Here is a 15,102-nt window from a genome sequence, read left to right as displayed (position 1 = left end):
AGCTTTATGAAAAAAAATTTTATTAAAATCTTAATTTTAATGGTAATGCTGATATTGTCAGTGTCTTGTGTAAAAAAATCTAAAAAAATAAGAATAGTTTTGGATTGGACACCTAATACTAATCACACAGGACTATTTGTCGCAAAAGATTTGGGATATTTTAAAGATGAGGGAATCGATGTAGAGATTGTGCAGCCGCCTGAAGGAAGTACAACAGCACTAATCGGAGCTGGTGGAGCTGAATTTGGAATAAGCTTTCAAGACACACTGGCAAAGTCATTTTCGTCTGATGCACCTGTTCCAGTAACAGCGGTCGCAGCAATAATCAATCACAATACATCTGGAATTATTTCATTGAAAGAAAAAGGTATTGATTCGCCAAAAAAATTGGAGGGTAAAAGATACGCAACTTGGGACGATGAAATTGAAAAAGCCATTTTAAAAAAGATGGTTACCGATGACAACGGAAATTTTAATAACGTAAAAATGATTCCAAACACAGTTACTGATGTTGTGACAGCACTAAGAACAAATATTGATGCGGTCTGGGTTTACTATGCGTGGGATGGTGTTGCAACGAAGCTTGCGGGTCTTAAGACAAACTTTTTAAAATTTGTGGATTATGGGCCTGAGCTTGACTTTTACAGTCCTGTAATTATTGCAAACAACGATTATTTGAAAAAAAATCCAAATGAAGCAAAAAAAGTTTTAAAAGCAATAAAAAAAGGCTATGAATATTCAATTCAAAATCCTGAAAAAGCGGCGAAAATTTTGGTAAAAAATTCGCCTGAAATAAATCCAAAATTAGCGCTTGCCAGTCAAAAGTGGCTAGTTTCACAGTATAAAGGAAACGCTAAAAAATGGGGAGAGATAGATAAAAATAGATGGGATTTATTTTACAGTTGGCTATATAAAAATAAATTGATTAAAAAGCAAATTCCAAGTGGATATGGATTTAGTAATGAGTATTTGGAATAAATAGTTGAAAGAGAAAAAAATGTGAGAATTTTAATAAGCATTAGAGAAAATTTTTATTCAAGCATAAGAAGTTCATTAAATTAGTAAAGTAAATGTTTAGGAGTTGTCTAATAAGTTTAATTTTATAAAACAGCTCCTTTTTTATTAAATTTGTATAATGAATTAAAGTTTTAATTTAGACTAGTTCAAATTCTGACTGTGCCTTTTCCATTTCAGTATACATTTTGTAATATCGTCCTTTATTTTCCATAAGCTGCTCATGATTTCCAATTTCTTCGATTATCCCGTCGAACATAACTATGATTTTGTCATAATCTTTTATTGTATTGAGTTTGTGGGCGATTGTAATTACAGTTTTATTTTTTGTAAGAATATTGAAAGATTTTCTTATTTCGTATTCATTATCAGCATCAAGTGAGGCTGTGGCTTCATCGACTAAAATAATTGGCGTATCCTTTAATAATGCTCTTGCAATTGAAATTCTCTGTTTTTCTCCACCAGACAAAGTAGAGCCGCCTTCTCCGATTATAGTGTCATATCCATTTTCGCTTTCCATTATAAAATCGTGGCAATTGGCATTTTTAGCCGCATTTATTACTTCTTCCCTTGCAGCCTTAGGCTTTCCCAGCCTTATATTATTTTCAAAAGTGTCATTTACCAAGTAGACATCTTGAAAAATCATGCTTATATTTGTAGGCAGTTCTTCTGGATATATTTTTTGGATATTTACTCCACCAATGGTAATTTCGCCAGACTGGCAGTCCCAGAATCTTGCAATAAGGCTGGTAACAGTTGTTTTTCCAGAGCCTGACGAACCGACTAGGGCAGTTTTTGTCCCCTGTTTTGCTTCAAAAGTGATGTTTTTTAGAACAGGAGTGTCTTTTTCATAAGAAAAACTTACATTCTGGAATTTTATATTGTAATTTGGTAAAGTAACTTTTTCAAGTTCATAGGAAATTTCCTTTTCATTATGCACATTTATCAGCTTATCTGTGGCAAGTTTCAAGTATTGGATAAAAGTATATTGTGTAGAAAAGGCTTTTAGCACGTTTGAAAGTGAAAGCCCTATAATTATGTATGAAAAAAATTCAACTTTATTAATGGAAGAGGCCATAAAAAGCTGTGTAGACACAAGCAGAAGCAAGGCAAAGGAAATATCCGTAATAAGCTGAAAAATCATGACATAAGGGGCAAGAGCAATTTCAGTATTTATACTTTCCCTTTTCAAATCATTAAAGCTGTCCTTTAGTCTTTTGAATTTTTCCCCAGTCAGATTATATGCTTTAAAAAGTTCCATTCCGGCGATATATTCCACCATACGTGAAACAACATTATCCATAGTATGCTTCTTTTTCAATGCTATTTTTGCACCTTTTTTCGTTCCCAGAATGACAAATACTAATCCAGTCAGGGAGATTATTAGTTGCAGTATGGCAAGTAGAGGTGAAATTGCAAATATAATTAACAGAAGATAAATTGTCAGTATGGATAACTTTATAATTTCTGATGTGCTGTGAGTTATAACCTGCTCAAAATCCTGTAAATCATTTGTCATAATATTAATAATATTCCCAATGTTATGACTGTTAAAGTATCCCAGATTCAAATTTCTCAAATGATCCCCCATCCTGATTCTCAAATCCTGAATAATTTTAGCTCCCTCGCTTTGAATCCCGATATATCCGATACGATTTAATACAAATCTGCATATAATGGCAAAAATCATAATAAAAGTATAGATTATCAACTTTTTCATTGTAAAATTATTATTCATCAAATCAATAATTGTAAAATAAAACATTGCATAGTTCATCATATAAAATATGGCATCTATTGTTAGAAAAAATATTGGCTTTTTCAAATTTTTATATTTATTTCCAGCAAGAGTTTTTATATTTCTAATATCGTTAATCATTGTCTACACCCCCTAAATTTCCTTATTTTCCATCAAATCATTATCGCTATATAAATTCCATAAATGCCAGTATTCAGACTTGTTTTGCAGAAGCTCCTTATGAGTACCTTGCTCGGTAATACGTCCTTTATTCATTACAACGATATTATCGGCATTTTTTATTGTGTAAAGCCTGTGAGCAATGATAATGGCAGTTTTTCCTTTTAGTAAAGTACGCAGAGCCTCCTGAATCTTGGCTTCGTTTTCAATGTCAGAGTAGGAAGTAACTTCGTCCAGCACGATAATTGGAGCATTTTTTAAAATAGCACGAGCTATTGAAATTCTCTGCTTTTCCCCACCGCTTAACTTAATTCCGCCTTCACCAATTACAGTTTCGTATTTCTGAGGCAAGGACATTACAAAATCGTGAATTTGTGCCTTTTTTGCAGCATTTTCCACTTCTTGCAGCGAATAATCCCTTCCCATTCTTATATTCTCAAAAATAGTATCGTGAAGCATAAATGTATCCTGAAAGACAAACGAAACATTGTCAGCCAATCCTGTGTAAGCGAAGTCCTTAATATCAGTTCCATCAATAGTTATTTTTCCGCTATTTATATCCCAAAATCTTCCAAGCAGAAGTCCTATCGTTGTTTTTCCTGAGCCAGAAGGCCCTACAAGTGCGGTTGAAGTTCCAGATTTTATTTCCAAGGAAAAGTTATTTATAACATTTTTATTTTTATATGCAAAATTTACATTTTCATATTTTATATAGCCTGAAAAATTAGAAGGGAAATTTGTGTTTCCAGATTTTTGCTCCTGTTCCCCATTGATTTCCATAATTTTCCCTAACCCTTTAGTTAATGCGGAAAGATGGTGTGCCAAGTCAAATAATGCCTTTAATGAGCTTAAAAAAATTGTACTCATTAAAATAAATAAAATATACGCAGATACTGAAATTTGATTATAAAATAGCATAAGTCCGCCAACGGGAATAATGAAAAGCAGCCCGGAATCAGTCAGACAGAGAAAAATTGAATAAAATGGTACACTTAATTCTGTGAGTTCAATCCAGTAATCCGCATATTCCTGAGTAATATCCCGATAATCCTTGAATGATTTAGCAGTAAGGTTGAATGCTTTCATAACATTCATTGCATTTATGTATTCCATAATAGTAGCGTTTAAGTTTGCAAGAAGAGTATAATAATGTTCTACATGGGTTCCGTAGCTTTGAAACATTTTTCCCTGCGCCATTATGCTTAGAATAATTGGAATAAATAAAACAAGTGTCAATTTCCAGTTAAAGTAAATCATAATTCCCAAAAATATTATCGGAGTTACAAGTGCTGATGATAAATCTGGAATCTGATGTGCAATAAAAAGTTCCAATTTTTCAATATCCTCATTAATAATCTTTTTCAGCTTTCCAGACATATTTTTCTTAAAAAATCCCATATTTAGCTTTGACAAATGCTCAATCAAATCAATCCTAATCTTGTACAAAATTGAAAAAGCCGCAATATGTGAAAATACCCCTGATAAAATCTGCATAATTATTTTTACAATTATAAAAAATATCGCAATAGAAACACAGAACTTTATTTTTGAATAATCAATATTCGCCTTAAAAAGCTCCAAAACAATCTGATACACAAGAAGATAAGGCACAGCAGACAATGTTGTACCAATTATACTGAATATTGCTGAAAAAATCAGCTTCACCTTATGTTTACCAGATAAACTTAGCAAATATTTCAATTCTTTCATAATAATCCCTCCATTCATGTATTAAAGGAAATAAATTAAAAAATAATTCTATTTTTCATAAGTATAAATTCCAAGTCTGTTATTAAAAATGTAAAAGAATGGAATAAACAATTTTTTCCAGCCAGGAAGATGATGTTTCATTTCGTCAGTAAAATTAATAAGTCCAGTTTGTTTTAATTTTGGATTTAATTTTACAACTTCACTTCCATCTTTTACTCCCCAACTAAATTTTGCTTCCATATTTTTTAAGGTATCATGTTTTTTACTCATTTTAACTGTTCCTTTGTAAAGCAAGTCAAATTGAGCTTCAAAAGAATCAAAATTATCAGTTAGTATTTCCAAAAACTGTTTAATTTGCTGTTCTTCAAAGTACATTAATACACCTTCAGAAATAATAAGTAATTTCTTCCCTTCCAGCTTAATATCCTTTGTCCATGCTGAATCAAATGCAGATTTTGCAATATCTATAACTCTTTCATTTGGTTCAAAAAAGAGCTTTCGTTTTTCAATGACTTCTGGCAAATCAAGATTGTACCATTTTATTTTTCCGTTATCTATTCGTAAAAATCTCGTATCTAGTCCACAGCCAATTGACACAATCGCACAATCTGGATATTTTTCCATAAATTTTTTTACTTCATTATCCATCACTTTCGCACGTGAAAGAATCCCATAGTACGAAGCCCACGCCTTCTCAAATTTTGAAAAATCATAATCCAGCTGTGAAAGAATCTCGGAAGATTTTTTATCATTTAAAATTGGATTTTTACTTTCAGCATCCTTCGCACGTGCATGCAAAGTAATAAGCATAGTTTCTGAAATATTGTTTAGTTTTATTTTCATATTTCTTTCCTCCTTCAAATATTTTGGTTAGCAAACTATTCGATATAATTATACCAATATTTATTAAAAATGCAAATTTTTAAGGTAGAAATAAAATAGATTTCTTAATTTTAAATTACTATGAATTTTTTACAATTGAAATTATGAATATTCTTTGTTTCATTTGTGTTCATTTATAAAAAAGATTTTTTTGTTGACATTTTTTTTTCCATATGCTAATCTAATTTCGTGAATAAAATTTTTAAGGTGAAAAAATGAATGATGTTAAATTACAAGTTAGAAATGTATCTGTTGAATTTGATGAAAAAAAAATTATTGAAAATATTTCGATTGATTTGAGAGAGGGAGAACTTGTCTGTATTCTGGGATCGAGCGGAGTTGGGAAAACTACTCTGTTTAATGTGATTTCTGGGTTAATTGCTCCAACTTGCGGAACAGTTTTTCTAAATGGGGAAAATATTGTAAAGAAATCTGGAAAAATAAGTTATATGCTTCAAAAAGATTTACTTTTGCCGTTTAAGACAATTATTGACAATGTATCATTGCCTTTGGTCATAAAAGGTGAGAAAAAGTCTATTGCAAGAGAAAAAGCTCAAAAGTATTTTGCAGAGTTTGGACTTGCGGGTACAGAAAAAAAATATCCTAGTCAACTTTCAGGTGGAATGAGGCAACGTGCAGCACTTTTACGAACTTATATGTTTTCTTGCGAAGTAGCTTTGCTAGATGAGCCATTTAGTGCGCTGGATGCCATAACAAAGCGAAAAATGCAAAACTGGTATTTAAATATAATGAAAAAAATAAAGTTGTCAACGTTATTTATAACTCACGACATTGACGAAGCAATTTTAATTTCCAAAAGAATTTACATTATTTCTGGAAGTCCGGGAAAAATCATAAAGGAACTGAAAATTGAGTTGTCAGAAGGCGAGAATGGTGAAGATGTGACTTTAACAAAAAAATTTATAGAATACAAAAGAGAAATATTAAAACTTTTGTAAAAAAATGTGTGAGGAGGAAAGATGAAAAAAAATAAGATTTTAAGTATTTTAGTAGTATTTGTAGTTGCATTATTTGCTTTTGGAAAAACTTATTTTGACAACATGACTAAAAATAACACAGATAAAACTTATATAAAAGGCTTGGTTGCTGAAAATAGCGATAATAATAAAAATGAAAAGTCTTTCGGTTCTAAAAAAAATAAGAATCACAGGAGTGATGATTTCAGCGGAAATCGGAAGTATAATATAGATTATGAGCATGTAATAGGCGGTGATGAAAACCATTTAGGAAAAGTTACTGGCGGACACTCTCTTTTAAAGGGTGATGTTAGAATTGTAAAAAAAATTGGACAACCTGCAAAAAACGGGGTTTACAAGGCAACTGTTGAAATAAAAACTTCTAGCGGAAAATGGCAGCAAAAGACTTCAAATGGTGGAGTTAATACGATGTTTCCGAGCAATTGGGATGAAGCTAGAATAATTGATGAAATAAACTCAGCTTGGGAAAATAGAAGAGATGTTCCTGGAAGAGATAAAAATATGTGGCAGGGTTTGAGTAAGAGCAAAGTTTTGATAAGAGGATATAAAAGTCCAAGAATTACAGCATACCCTGTTTATGAAAATAGATAAAGTTTGAGAAAGGTGAATACAACATTGAGAGTAAAATTTAGTTATTGTAAAAATGGAGATTTTGGAATTATGCCAACTTCTGAAATAAAATTTTTTGATGCGCAGGAGTTTGGTGGAAAAAAAACAATAAAATTTAAAGATTTAGAAAAAAAGCAAAATGAATATACAAAGTTTTTGATAACGGCGATTATGGAAGATTTTCCAGAAGAAAAAATGGTGCAAGATTTTTTGAATGAAGTGAACAAAGTGGCACAAGGGAAAATAAATGAAACATATTGGGATGGTCAGTCGTTTCAGCATAAAATAACGAGAGACAAAGTGAGCTTTGAGCATACAATTTTTGGAATTTGTGAAGAATATCCAGAATGGAGCTGTCATTTTGACGAGTATAAAGCTGTTCTGGAACTTTGGGGAGAATTTTTGGAGATGAAGCCAAGTTTGAGAAATGAAGTTGCGGTTGAGGTTTAATTTTGAAAATAAAGAATATATAAAAAAATCATAGTGTTGTACTGTGATTTTTTTTTGAAAAATAATAAAAAATAGAATTAACTGTGGTGTAGTAGTATAATATTGTTCCTTAAAAAAAATGAAAAGAATTACTAAAAACAAAAAAAAACTTTTTAAAAAACAAATAAAAAAATCATTTGTGAAAATTCAGTAATTTAGTTAAATTTTGGAATTTTTCTTTAAAAAACAAATAAAAAAATTTATATTTTTTTAAAGTTTCTCAGAAAAAGTACTTGTTTTTTTTTCTTTTTTTAGTATAATTATAGCGTATAATAAAAAGTTTTTTTTGAGGAAATAAAAAATTTCACTCATCACTCACTTAAAAAAATTATTCTTGAAATTTTTTTATTTTCAAAAAAAATTCTTTGAAATGTAAAACATATAAAAACAGTTTTGAAAGGAAAAAGATCATGGGAAGCAATAATTTAAGACAACTAAAAAAAGATTTAAAAGCTTTTGCCAAAAGAGTAAAAGACTTTAAATACACAGATTCAGCATTAATTACGTTTCTTTTGACAGGAATTATAACGTTAGGAATTACAAACGTGACATTTTCTGCCGAAGATGTGATAGCTACTCAAACTAGACAGATAAACAGCTCAATAAAAGACATGAGATTACAGTTTAAAAAGGCAAGGAATAAAAATGATAAGTTACTTAGAGACACAAACTTAGAGTTAATTTAATTAATGGAACAAGGGGATCACGTTGTAAAATCACCTTGGAGCAGCTGGCAATACGGTATGAATTATTTTAATAACAATTGGAATGGAACATATAAGGGAAGAGGAGATAAGAAAGAAAAATATCCTTATGAAGGAAGATTTGAGAGAAGTAAAAACTCATTTGAAAGATATACTTCGCCTTTAAGTAGCCATTACGGAGATTTATCCTTGGGAGCAAACAGACGTTCAGCCTCATCAAATTTAAGAAGTGGAATTTCTTCATCATACGGAATAGCAAGTAACGACCCAGCACAAGAACCAATTGTGGAAATGAACGTGGAAGCGTCAATTAGACCAAAAACAGTAAACATAGAAATTCCAGATTTGGGAATAAGAGCTCCTCAGTTAAATGCTTTAGCTGTAAATGGAGAACCTCCAAAAGCGGTAACTGTACCTACACCTACACCGCCAAATATAACAGTAACTTTACCTGAACCTAATGCAAAACCATTTGCTAACTACTGTTTTACAGGATGTGGTCAAATGGTAACGAGAAATAATACTACAAAAGCTACTACACCTGCGGTTTATGAAGGTAGAGGTGAAAATTTATGGGCTGGAGTAGATATAAACGGTACTCCTGGAAACATAGCTGGAGGAGATACAGACACCAAGGGACAGACTGTTCCGTCTTATACTTCTAACAGACCAGGAATAATTACATATTTGAATGATTCGGGAAATATACTAGGTCAAGGTGGATATAAGTATGGAAAAGTTAATCTTTATATAAAAGGTGGAAGTTCGGTAACTGATAAAATAATAGGTACAGGGACTAAAAAGGTTGCAGGTCAAGTAGGATTACATACAGTTGCAAATGGACAACTTTATGATATAACAGCAAATCTTTATGGACAAGCTGCATTTCATTCAATCGAAACTTGGCATGCAGGACATAATAAATATACTAATGTAAAAGTTAATATTAAAGGTGGAAATGATAATACAGTATTTCTTATTTACCCAGCAGCTTGGGAAACTTTGGTTTTACATACAAAAACATATAATGTACCTGGAACTTATAATAAGAGAGGGGAATTTTCAGGTGAAGTAAATGTTGAAATACCTGGAAATTCTAGTCGAAATATAATTTATAATGCATTAGGAGTTCAGGCCGCTTTTAAAATAGAAAGTGAAGGGGAATATACTCTTGAAGGTCAAGGAAATATGGTTTATTCAGGATACGGATATTCTCCAAATTATCAAAATTTAGTTGGAAAAACTTTCACCGGATATGAAGGAGGTACAAGAACAGCAACAATTGCAGATACTTCAACTCCTAGCGGGACAGGGATGGTACCATATATAAATTTAACAAAATATGTTAAATCGTATGGTGACGATAATATAATACTGTATTTTGGGAATAAAACGAAAGATGCAGCAGATGATCCGTATCAGGAAGGTAGAACAGGAGGAGCCAACTCAGTAGCTAAATGGCAAGAATCAATAGTAGGTATTTATCAAGGGGAAATAAGTGCAAAAGCTGCTATTGGAAGTCAACGTAATATATCAAATATAGGTAATCAGACTGGAGGAAATAAACCTGGTGGTGATGATAAATATGTGGAAACAAATGTAGGTATTTTTTCGCGTTCAGGACAGAGAAGTGGAATTTCTCCTTTTAGAGATTTAGGGGCACCTGCAGAAACAACAGGAGCTACTACTAGTATGTTCGATTATGATCCTATTCATGCACTTCAAGTAAATGATATTGACATTCAATTTGGTAAATATTCTAAGAGTGGGATAATGATTACTTCAGAATATGGAACTCAAATAGATGTGGCAAAAAGTACAAATGATCATAAAATTGTTGGTATAATGGGTGGTCCAATAAAAGATTATGGAAGCGAAGTAACAGTGGCACCTGGAAACATTTCAGCTGATGATAATGCAAATCAGGCTGCAACAGCTACAATTATTGCATATGCAAATGGAAAATGGGATAATGGTAAACATCAAATGAGTTCAGCAACTGCTAGTAGTCTTAATGGTAAGCCAAGTACAATCAACATTGGTAAAAATGTTGAAATGACGGGAAGATATTTATTAACAGGTGGTACGTTAGGAACTTCATCTGAAACAGGAATAAATCCTATCGCCTATCTTGCAAAAGATGGTGGACTTGTCAATGCTGAAGGAACGACAGATGCCAAAGGATTTTATTCAATAATAGGTTTTGCTGATGGAACGGGGTCAATAGTAAATGCGACAGGAGCTGTAACGGCTAAAGATGAATGGGTCGCTTCAGATGCAGCAACAAAACCTTATAAGTTTAGAAATATAGCTGGGCTTGCCAGAGGTGGCGGAGTAGTAAACTTAAATGGAGGAATGACAATTGCAGGAACAGCAGGTTTTGCTGATGGAACAGGGTCAACAGTAAATATTACATCTTCAAATAATGTTATACAAACGGGAGAATCAAGTGCATTGATTGCATTAAACGGAGGAAAAGTTAATTTCGCAGGTGGAACTATTTATCAGGAAGATAATGCAACTTCAGGTAGTGTAGTTGCAAGTGGAACTTCTACAGTAGACCACTCTAAATCTACACCATTTTATGCGGATAATAATTCTTCTGTAATAGATTTTACAGGAACTACTACAATAAATATGTCTGATGGTATTTTAATGACTGGTGAAGATACAGATTATACTGCAGCTACAGGAGGAACAGCTACTAAATATAACGGAATGAGTAATGTAACTGTAAATCTTACTGGAGATAATTCAGTATTACGTACTTATCAAGGTAGAGTTACAAACTGGACAGGTTCAACAGCAGGAATTAACGGAGTAAAAACTGATATGAAACTTGCTGCTTTAAATGATAATGGGCATGGATATAAAATATATTACATAGATGGCATATTTAATCTTAATAATAATCAAAATTTAGATGATCCGACAGATGAATTTAATACAAAAATAGGGCTTTCAAATGAACAGTTTACTATAGCAAATGGTGTAACTGTAAGTTCTGCAACTGGAAAAGGATTGTCAATGGCTTCTCATGATAATGTTCCCAATAATACAACTACAGGATACACAAATAACGGAACAATTAATATAACAGGAGGTACGCCTTCAAATACAACAGCATTGTCTACAAGTTTTGGATATGTTGATAATAAAGGAACTATCAATGTGGATAACGGAATTGGAGCGTATGGAATAAATGGAAGCAGCCTTACAAATAATAGTGCTATAAATATTACTTCAAGCGGAGTAGGTATGGCAGGATTTGCTTCGGCTTCCACATTAAAAACTTATGGAACTGACAATCTGATAACAACTGGAACTTTGGGAAGTAATAAGGTTTTAGAAGTAACTAATAATGGTACAATAACAGTTGCAGGAAATGGTTCAATTGGATTGTATGGAAATACAAATGATGTTGCAGGGACAGGATTAGTTTCAACTTCAAATGGAGTTATTACAAATAATGGTAAAATAGTAATGACTGGAGATAGTGGCGTTGGAATAGTATCCGAAGGAAAAGGAAATACGATTAATCTAGGAGGAACAGGAAGTTCAGACATTGCAGTAGGAACTAACGGAATTGGAGTTTATGCAAGCGGAACAAAAAGTGTCGTAAACTTTACTTCAGATACAGGAATAGAAGTAAAAGACAAAGGTGTAGGAATTTCTGTTTCAAACGGTTCAATTGTAAATCCTAATGGAAAAACTTTTGAAATAAAATACACTGGTTCTGCAAATGGTTCTGGAGCTGGTATTTTCTATGACAATACAGCAACAAATACAACTAATATAAACATTGTAAATAATGGTAGCGACAGAGGTGTTGTTGGACTTTATACAACAGGTGGAACCCTAACAAATGCAGCAACAATAACAGATAAAAGCGGAAAAGCTTATGGAATCTATTCTGAAGGTGCAGATGTGGTAAATAACGGAACACTAAATATTGGAAACAAAGGTAAGGGAATACTAAGTACAGGTGGAAACGTTAGATTAACAAGCAGTTCTATAATTAATCTGGGAGAAGATGAAGCAATTGGGGTATACACAAAAGGAACAGGAAACAACATAACGGCAGATGCAGGTTCTACAATGGCAATTGGTAATGGTTCATATGGATTCATCAACGAAGGAACAGGAAATACAATAACAAGTAATATGACTTCACAGACAGTTGGAGATAACACAGTCTTCGTATTCTCAAGAGATACATCAGGAACAGTGATAAACAATACACCGTTAACTTCGACTGGTTCACTAAACTATGGACTTTATTCAGCAGGAAATGTAGTAAATAATGCAGATATTAACTACAGTTCAGGAATAGGAAACGTAGGAATTTACAGTATAAATGGAGGAAATGCGGTAAATAATCCAGGTGTTTCAATAACAGTAGGAGCTTCAAATTCTGATCCGACAGCTAACCAGTATGCAATAGGAATGGCGGCAGGATATATAGGAGATGCGACAACACCGGCTTATACAGGAAACATAGAAAACAAGGGAACAATTAATGTAGTAGGACCATACAGTATAGGAATGTACGGAGTAAACAAAGGAACAAAGGTAGTAAACAGTGGAACAATTAACTTGAATGCAAGCAACACAACAGGAATGTACCTTGATAACGGAGCAGAAGGAATAAATAACGGAATAATCAAGTCAAATGGAACAGGACTAAAGAAAGTAGTTGGAGTGGTAGTTAAAGCTGGTTCGACAATAGAAAATAATGGAACAATTGATATTAATGCCGATGAAGCGGTAGGATTACTTTCGAAAGGAAATGCGGCAGGAAATAATCCAGGAATAATCAAGAACTACGGAACATTGACTATAAGAGGAGCAGGATCAGTAAATACTCAGATTCCGCAGCCAGGACATGAAATATCAAAAGATATGGCGGGAATTAAGATACATGCGCCATCAGGTTCATCAACAGCGACAATAACAGTAAACGGAGTGCCAGTAGTACCAGAAGTAGCGACAACGACAGGAGAAGAATACAAACCAATGGAAGTTTCAACAATAGGAATGTATATAGACACTTCAAACAAACGGTTTACAAGACCAATAGTTGGATTAAGTAATCTGAGTACGTTAAAGAATGCAGATTTGATTATAGGGACAGAAGCGGCACAAAATACAACAAGTAAATATATTCAATTAAGTCCACAAATACTTGCACCATATAATCAGATGATTTTAAATAATCCACAGATTGGAAAATGGAATATTTATTCAGGTTCACTTACATGGATGTCAAGTGTAGCACAAAACCAAACAGATGGAACAATAGAAAATGCTTACTTGGCAAAAATACCATATACTAAATGGGCAGGAAATCAAAATACTCCAGTAAATAGTACAGATACATACAATTTCCTAGATGGATTGGAACAAAGATATGGAGTTGAAGGTTTAGGGACAAGAGAAAAAACATTATTTAATAAGTTAAATGGAATAGGAAATAACGAGGAAATTTTATTCTATCAAGCGACAGACGAAATGATGGGACACCAATATGGAAATCTACAGCAAAGAATCAATGCAACAGGAAACTTGTTGGACAAAGAATTCAGATATTTAAAACATGACTGGAGAAATTCATCAAAACAAAACAACAAGATAAAAGTATTTGGTCAAAGAGATGAATATAATACTGACACAGCGGGGGTTATTGACTATACAAGTAATGCCTACGGAGTAGCTTATGTTCATGAAGATGAAACAGTTAAGATGGGTAACTCACAAGGATGGTATGCAGGAGCAGTAACAAATAGATTTAAATTTAAAGATATAGGGCATTCAAGAGAAAACCAAACTCAAATTAAAGCAGGAGTCTTTAAGACAATGTCGCCGTCAAAAGATCATAATGGATCACTACAATGGACAATTGGAGGAGATGTATTCTTCGGAATTAATGATATGAAACGTAGATATTTAGTTGTAGACGATATATTCCAAGCAAAATCAGATTATCATTCATATGGAGCAGCGCTTAAGACAGACTTGGGATATGATATAAGATTGAGTGAAAGAACACACTTAAGACCTTATGGAGCGTTAAAGATGGAGTATGGAAGATTTAGCAAAATTAAAGAGGATTCAGGGGAAATGAGATTGGAAGTAAAAGGAAACAACTATTTCTCAGTAAAACCGGAAGCAGGACTAGAGTTCAAATATATCCAACCAATGGCAGTAAAAACAAATCTATCAGTAGGACTTACAGCGGCATATGAAAATGAACTAGGAAAGATGGCAAGTAAGAACAACGAAGGAAGAGTAAGATATACAGATGCAGACTGGTTTGGAATAAGAGGAGACAAGGAAGATAGAAAAGGAAACGGTAAGTTTGACTTAAATATCGGAGTGGACAACACAAGATTTGGAGTAACAGTAAATGCAGGATACGACACTAAAGGTAAGAATGTAAGAAGCGGTGTAGGATTTAGATTGATTTACTAATTCAAATAAGTTTTTTACAGAAGTGTAAAATAGCAAAAGAGGATTTATCTCATGAAATAATCGTCTCAAAAAAATTAGATATTTAAAATTAGACAAAAAGTTAAATATCTAAAAGATAAAATCACAGTTATTAATTTAACTGTGATTTTTTTATGATATTTTATTTAAAATTATCATATTGAAAATTATGTAAATACAATAAAAAGTTGCTATATTACTGAATTTATGTGTATATTTTAAAAAAATTCCAGACATTTTCATTGTATAAAAAATAAAAAATCTCTAAATATAATTTATATTTAGAAAT

7 protein-coding genes and 1 pseudogene are annotated in these 15,102 nt (G+C 32.5%); 5 read left to right on the top strand and 3 right to left on the bottom strand.

Annotation, left to right across the window (positions count from 1 at the left end):
* Positions 1-6 precede the first annotated feature (6 nt).
* Entirely contained in the window at positions 7-978 is a 972-nt protein-coding gene (locus BCB68_RS10125) for an ABC transporter substrate-binding protein (protein WP_094080665.1), read from the top strand.
* A 175-nt stretch (positions 979-1,153) separates the two neighbouring features.
* Here BCB68_RS10125 and BCB68_RS10120 read toward each other — a convergent pair whose 3' ends face one another.
* Genes BCB68_RS10120 through BCB68_RS10110 form a run of 3 tightly spaced genes read right to left on the bottom strand, consistent with a single transcriptional unit; the run spans position 1,154 to position 5,485 of the window.
* The gene (locus BCB68_RS10120; RefSeq protein ID WP_094080664.1) at positions 1,154-2,893 is read right to left on the bottom strand and encodes an ABC transporter ATP-binding protein; all 1,740 of its coding nucleotides are present in this window, start codon (positions 2,891-2,893) and stop codon (positions 1,154-1,156) included.
* A gap of 12 nt (positions 2,894-2,905) precedes the next feature.
* The gene (locus BCB68_RS10115; RefSeq protein WP_094080663.1) at positions 2,906-4,642 is read right to left on the bottom strand and encodes an ABC transporter ATP-binding protein; all 1,737 of its coding nucleotides are present in this window, start codon (positions 4,640-4,642) and stop codon (positions 2,906-2,908) included.
* Positions 4,643-4,690: 48 nt separating this feature from the next.
* Positions 4,691-5,485, bottom strand: coding sequence for a class I SAM-dependent methyltransferase (locus BCB68_RS10110; RefSeq protein ID WP_094080662.1), 795 nt, complete (start codon positions 5,483-5,485; stop codon positions 4,691-4,693).
* A gap of 254 nt (positions 5,486-5,739) precedes the next feature.
* On the opposite strand from BCB68_RS10110, the gene BCB68_RS10105 reads away from it, so the two are divergent.
* The 4 genes and pseudogenes from BCB68_RS10105 to BCB68_RS10090 all read left to right on the top strand — a co-directional run bounded on the left by BCB68_RS10105 (position 5,740) and on the right by BCB68_RS10090 (position 14,795).
* On the top strand, positions 5,740-6,483 hold the full coding sequence (locus BCB68_RS10105; RefSeq protein WP_094080661.1) for an ABC transporter ATP-binding protein: 744 nt from the start codon (positions 5,740-5,742) through the stop codon (positions 6,481-6,483).
* 21 nt (positions 6,484-6,504) lie between these two features.
* Positions 6,505-7,113: an EndoU domain-containing protein gene (locus BCB68_RS10100; protein WP_094080660.1), complete on the top strand. Its 609-nt coding sequence runs from the start codon at positions 6,505-6,507 to the stop codon at positions 7,111-7,113.
* Between the two features lie 24 nt (positions 7,114-7,137).
* Positions 7,138-7,581, top strand: a complete 444-nt coding sequence (locus BCB68_RS10095) for a hypothetical protein (protein WP_094080659.1) — start codon at positions 7,138-7,140, stop codon at positions 7,579-7,581.
* 449 nt (positions 7,582-8,030) lie between these two features.
* Positions 8,031-14,795, top strand: a pseudogene (locus tag BCB68_RS10090) (autotransporter-associated N-terminal domain-containing protein).
* Positions 14,796-15,102: the final 307 nt, after the last annotated feature.

Source organism: Leptotrichia sp. oral taxon 498 (genome assembly GCF_002240055.1).
Lineage (GTDB): Bacteria > Fusobacteriota > Fusobacteriia > Fusobacteriales > Leptotrichiaceae > Leptotrichia > Leptotrichia rugosa.
This window is presented reverse-complemented; position numbering and strand designations above follow the sequence as displayed.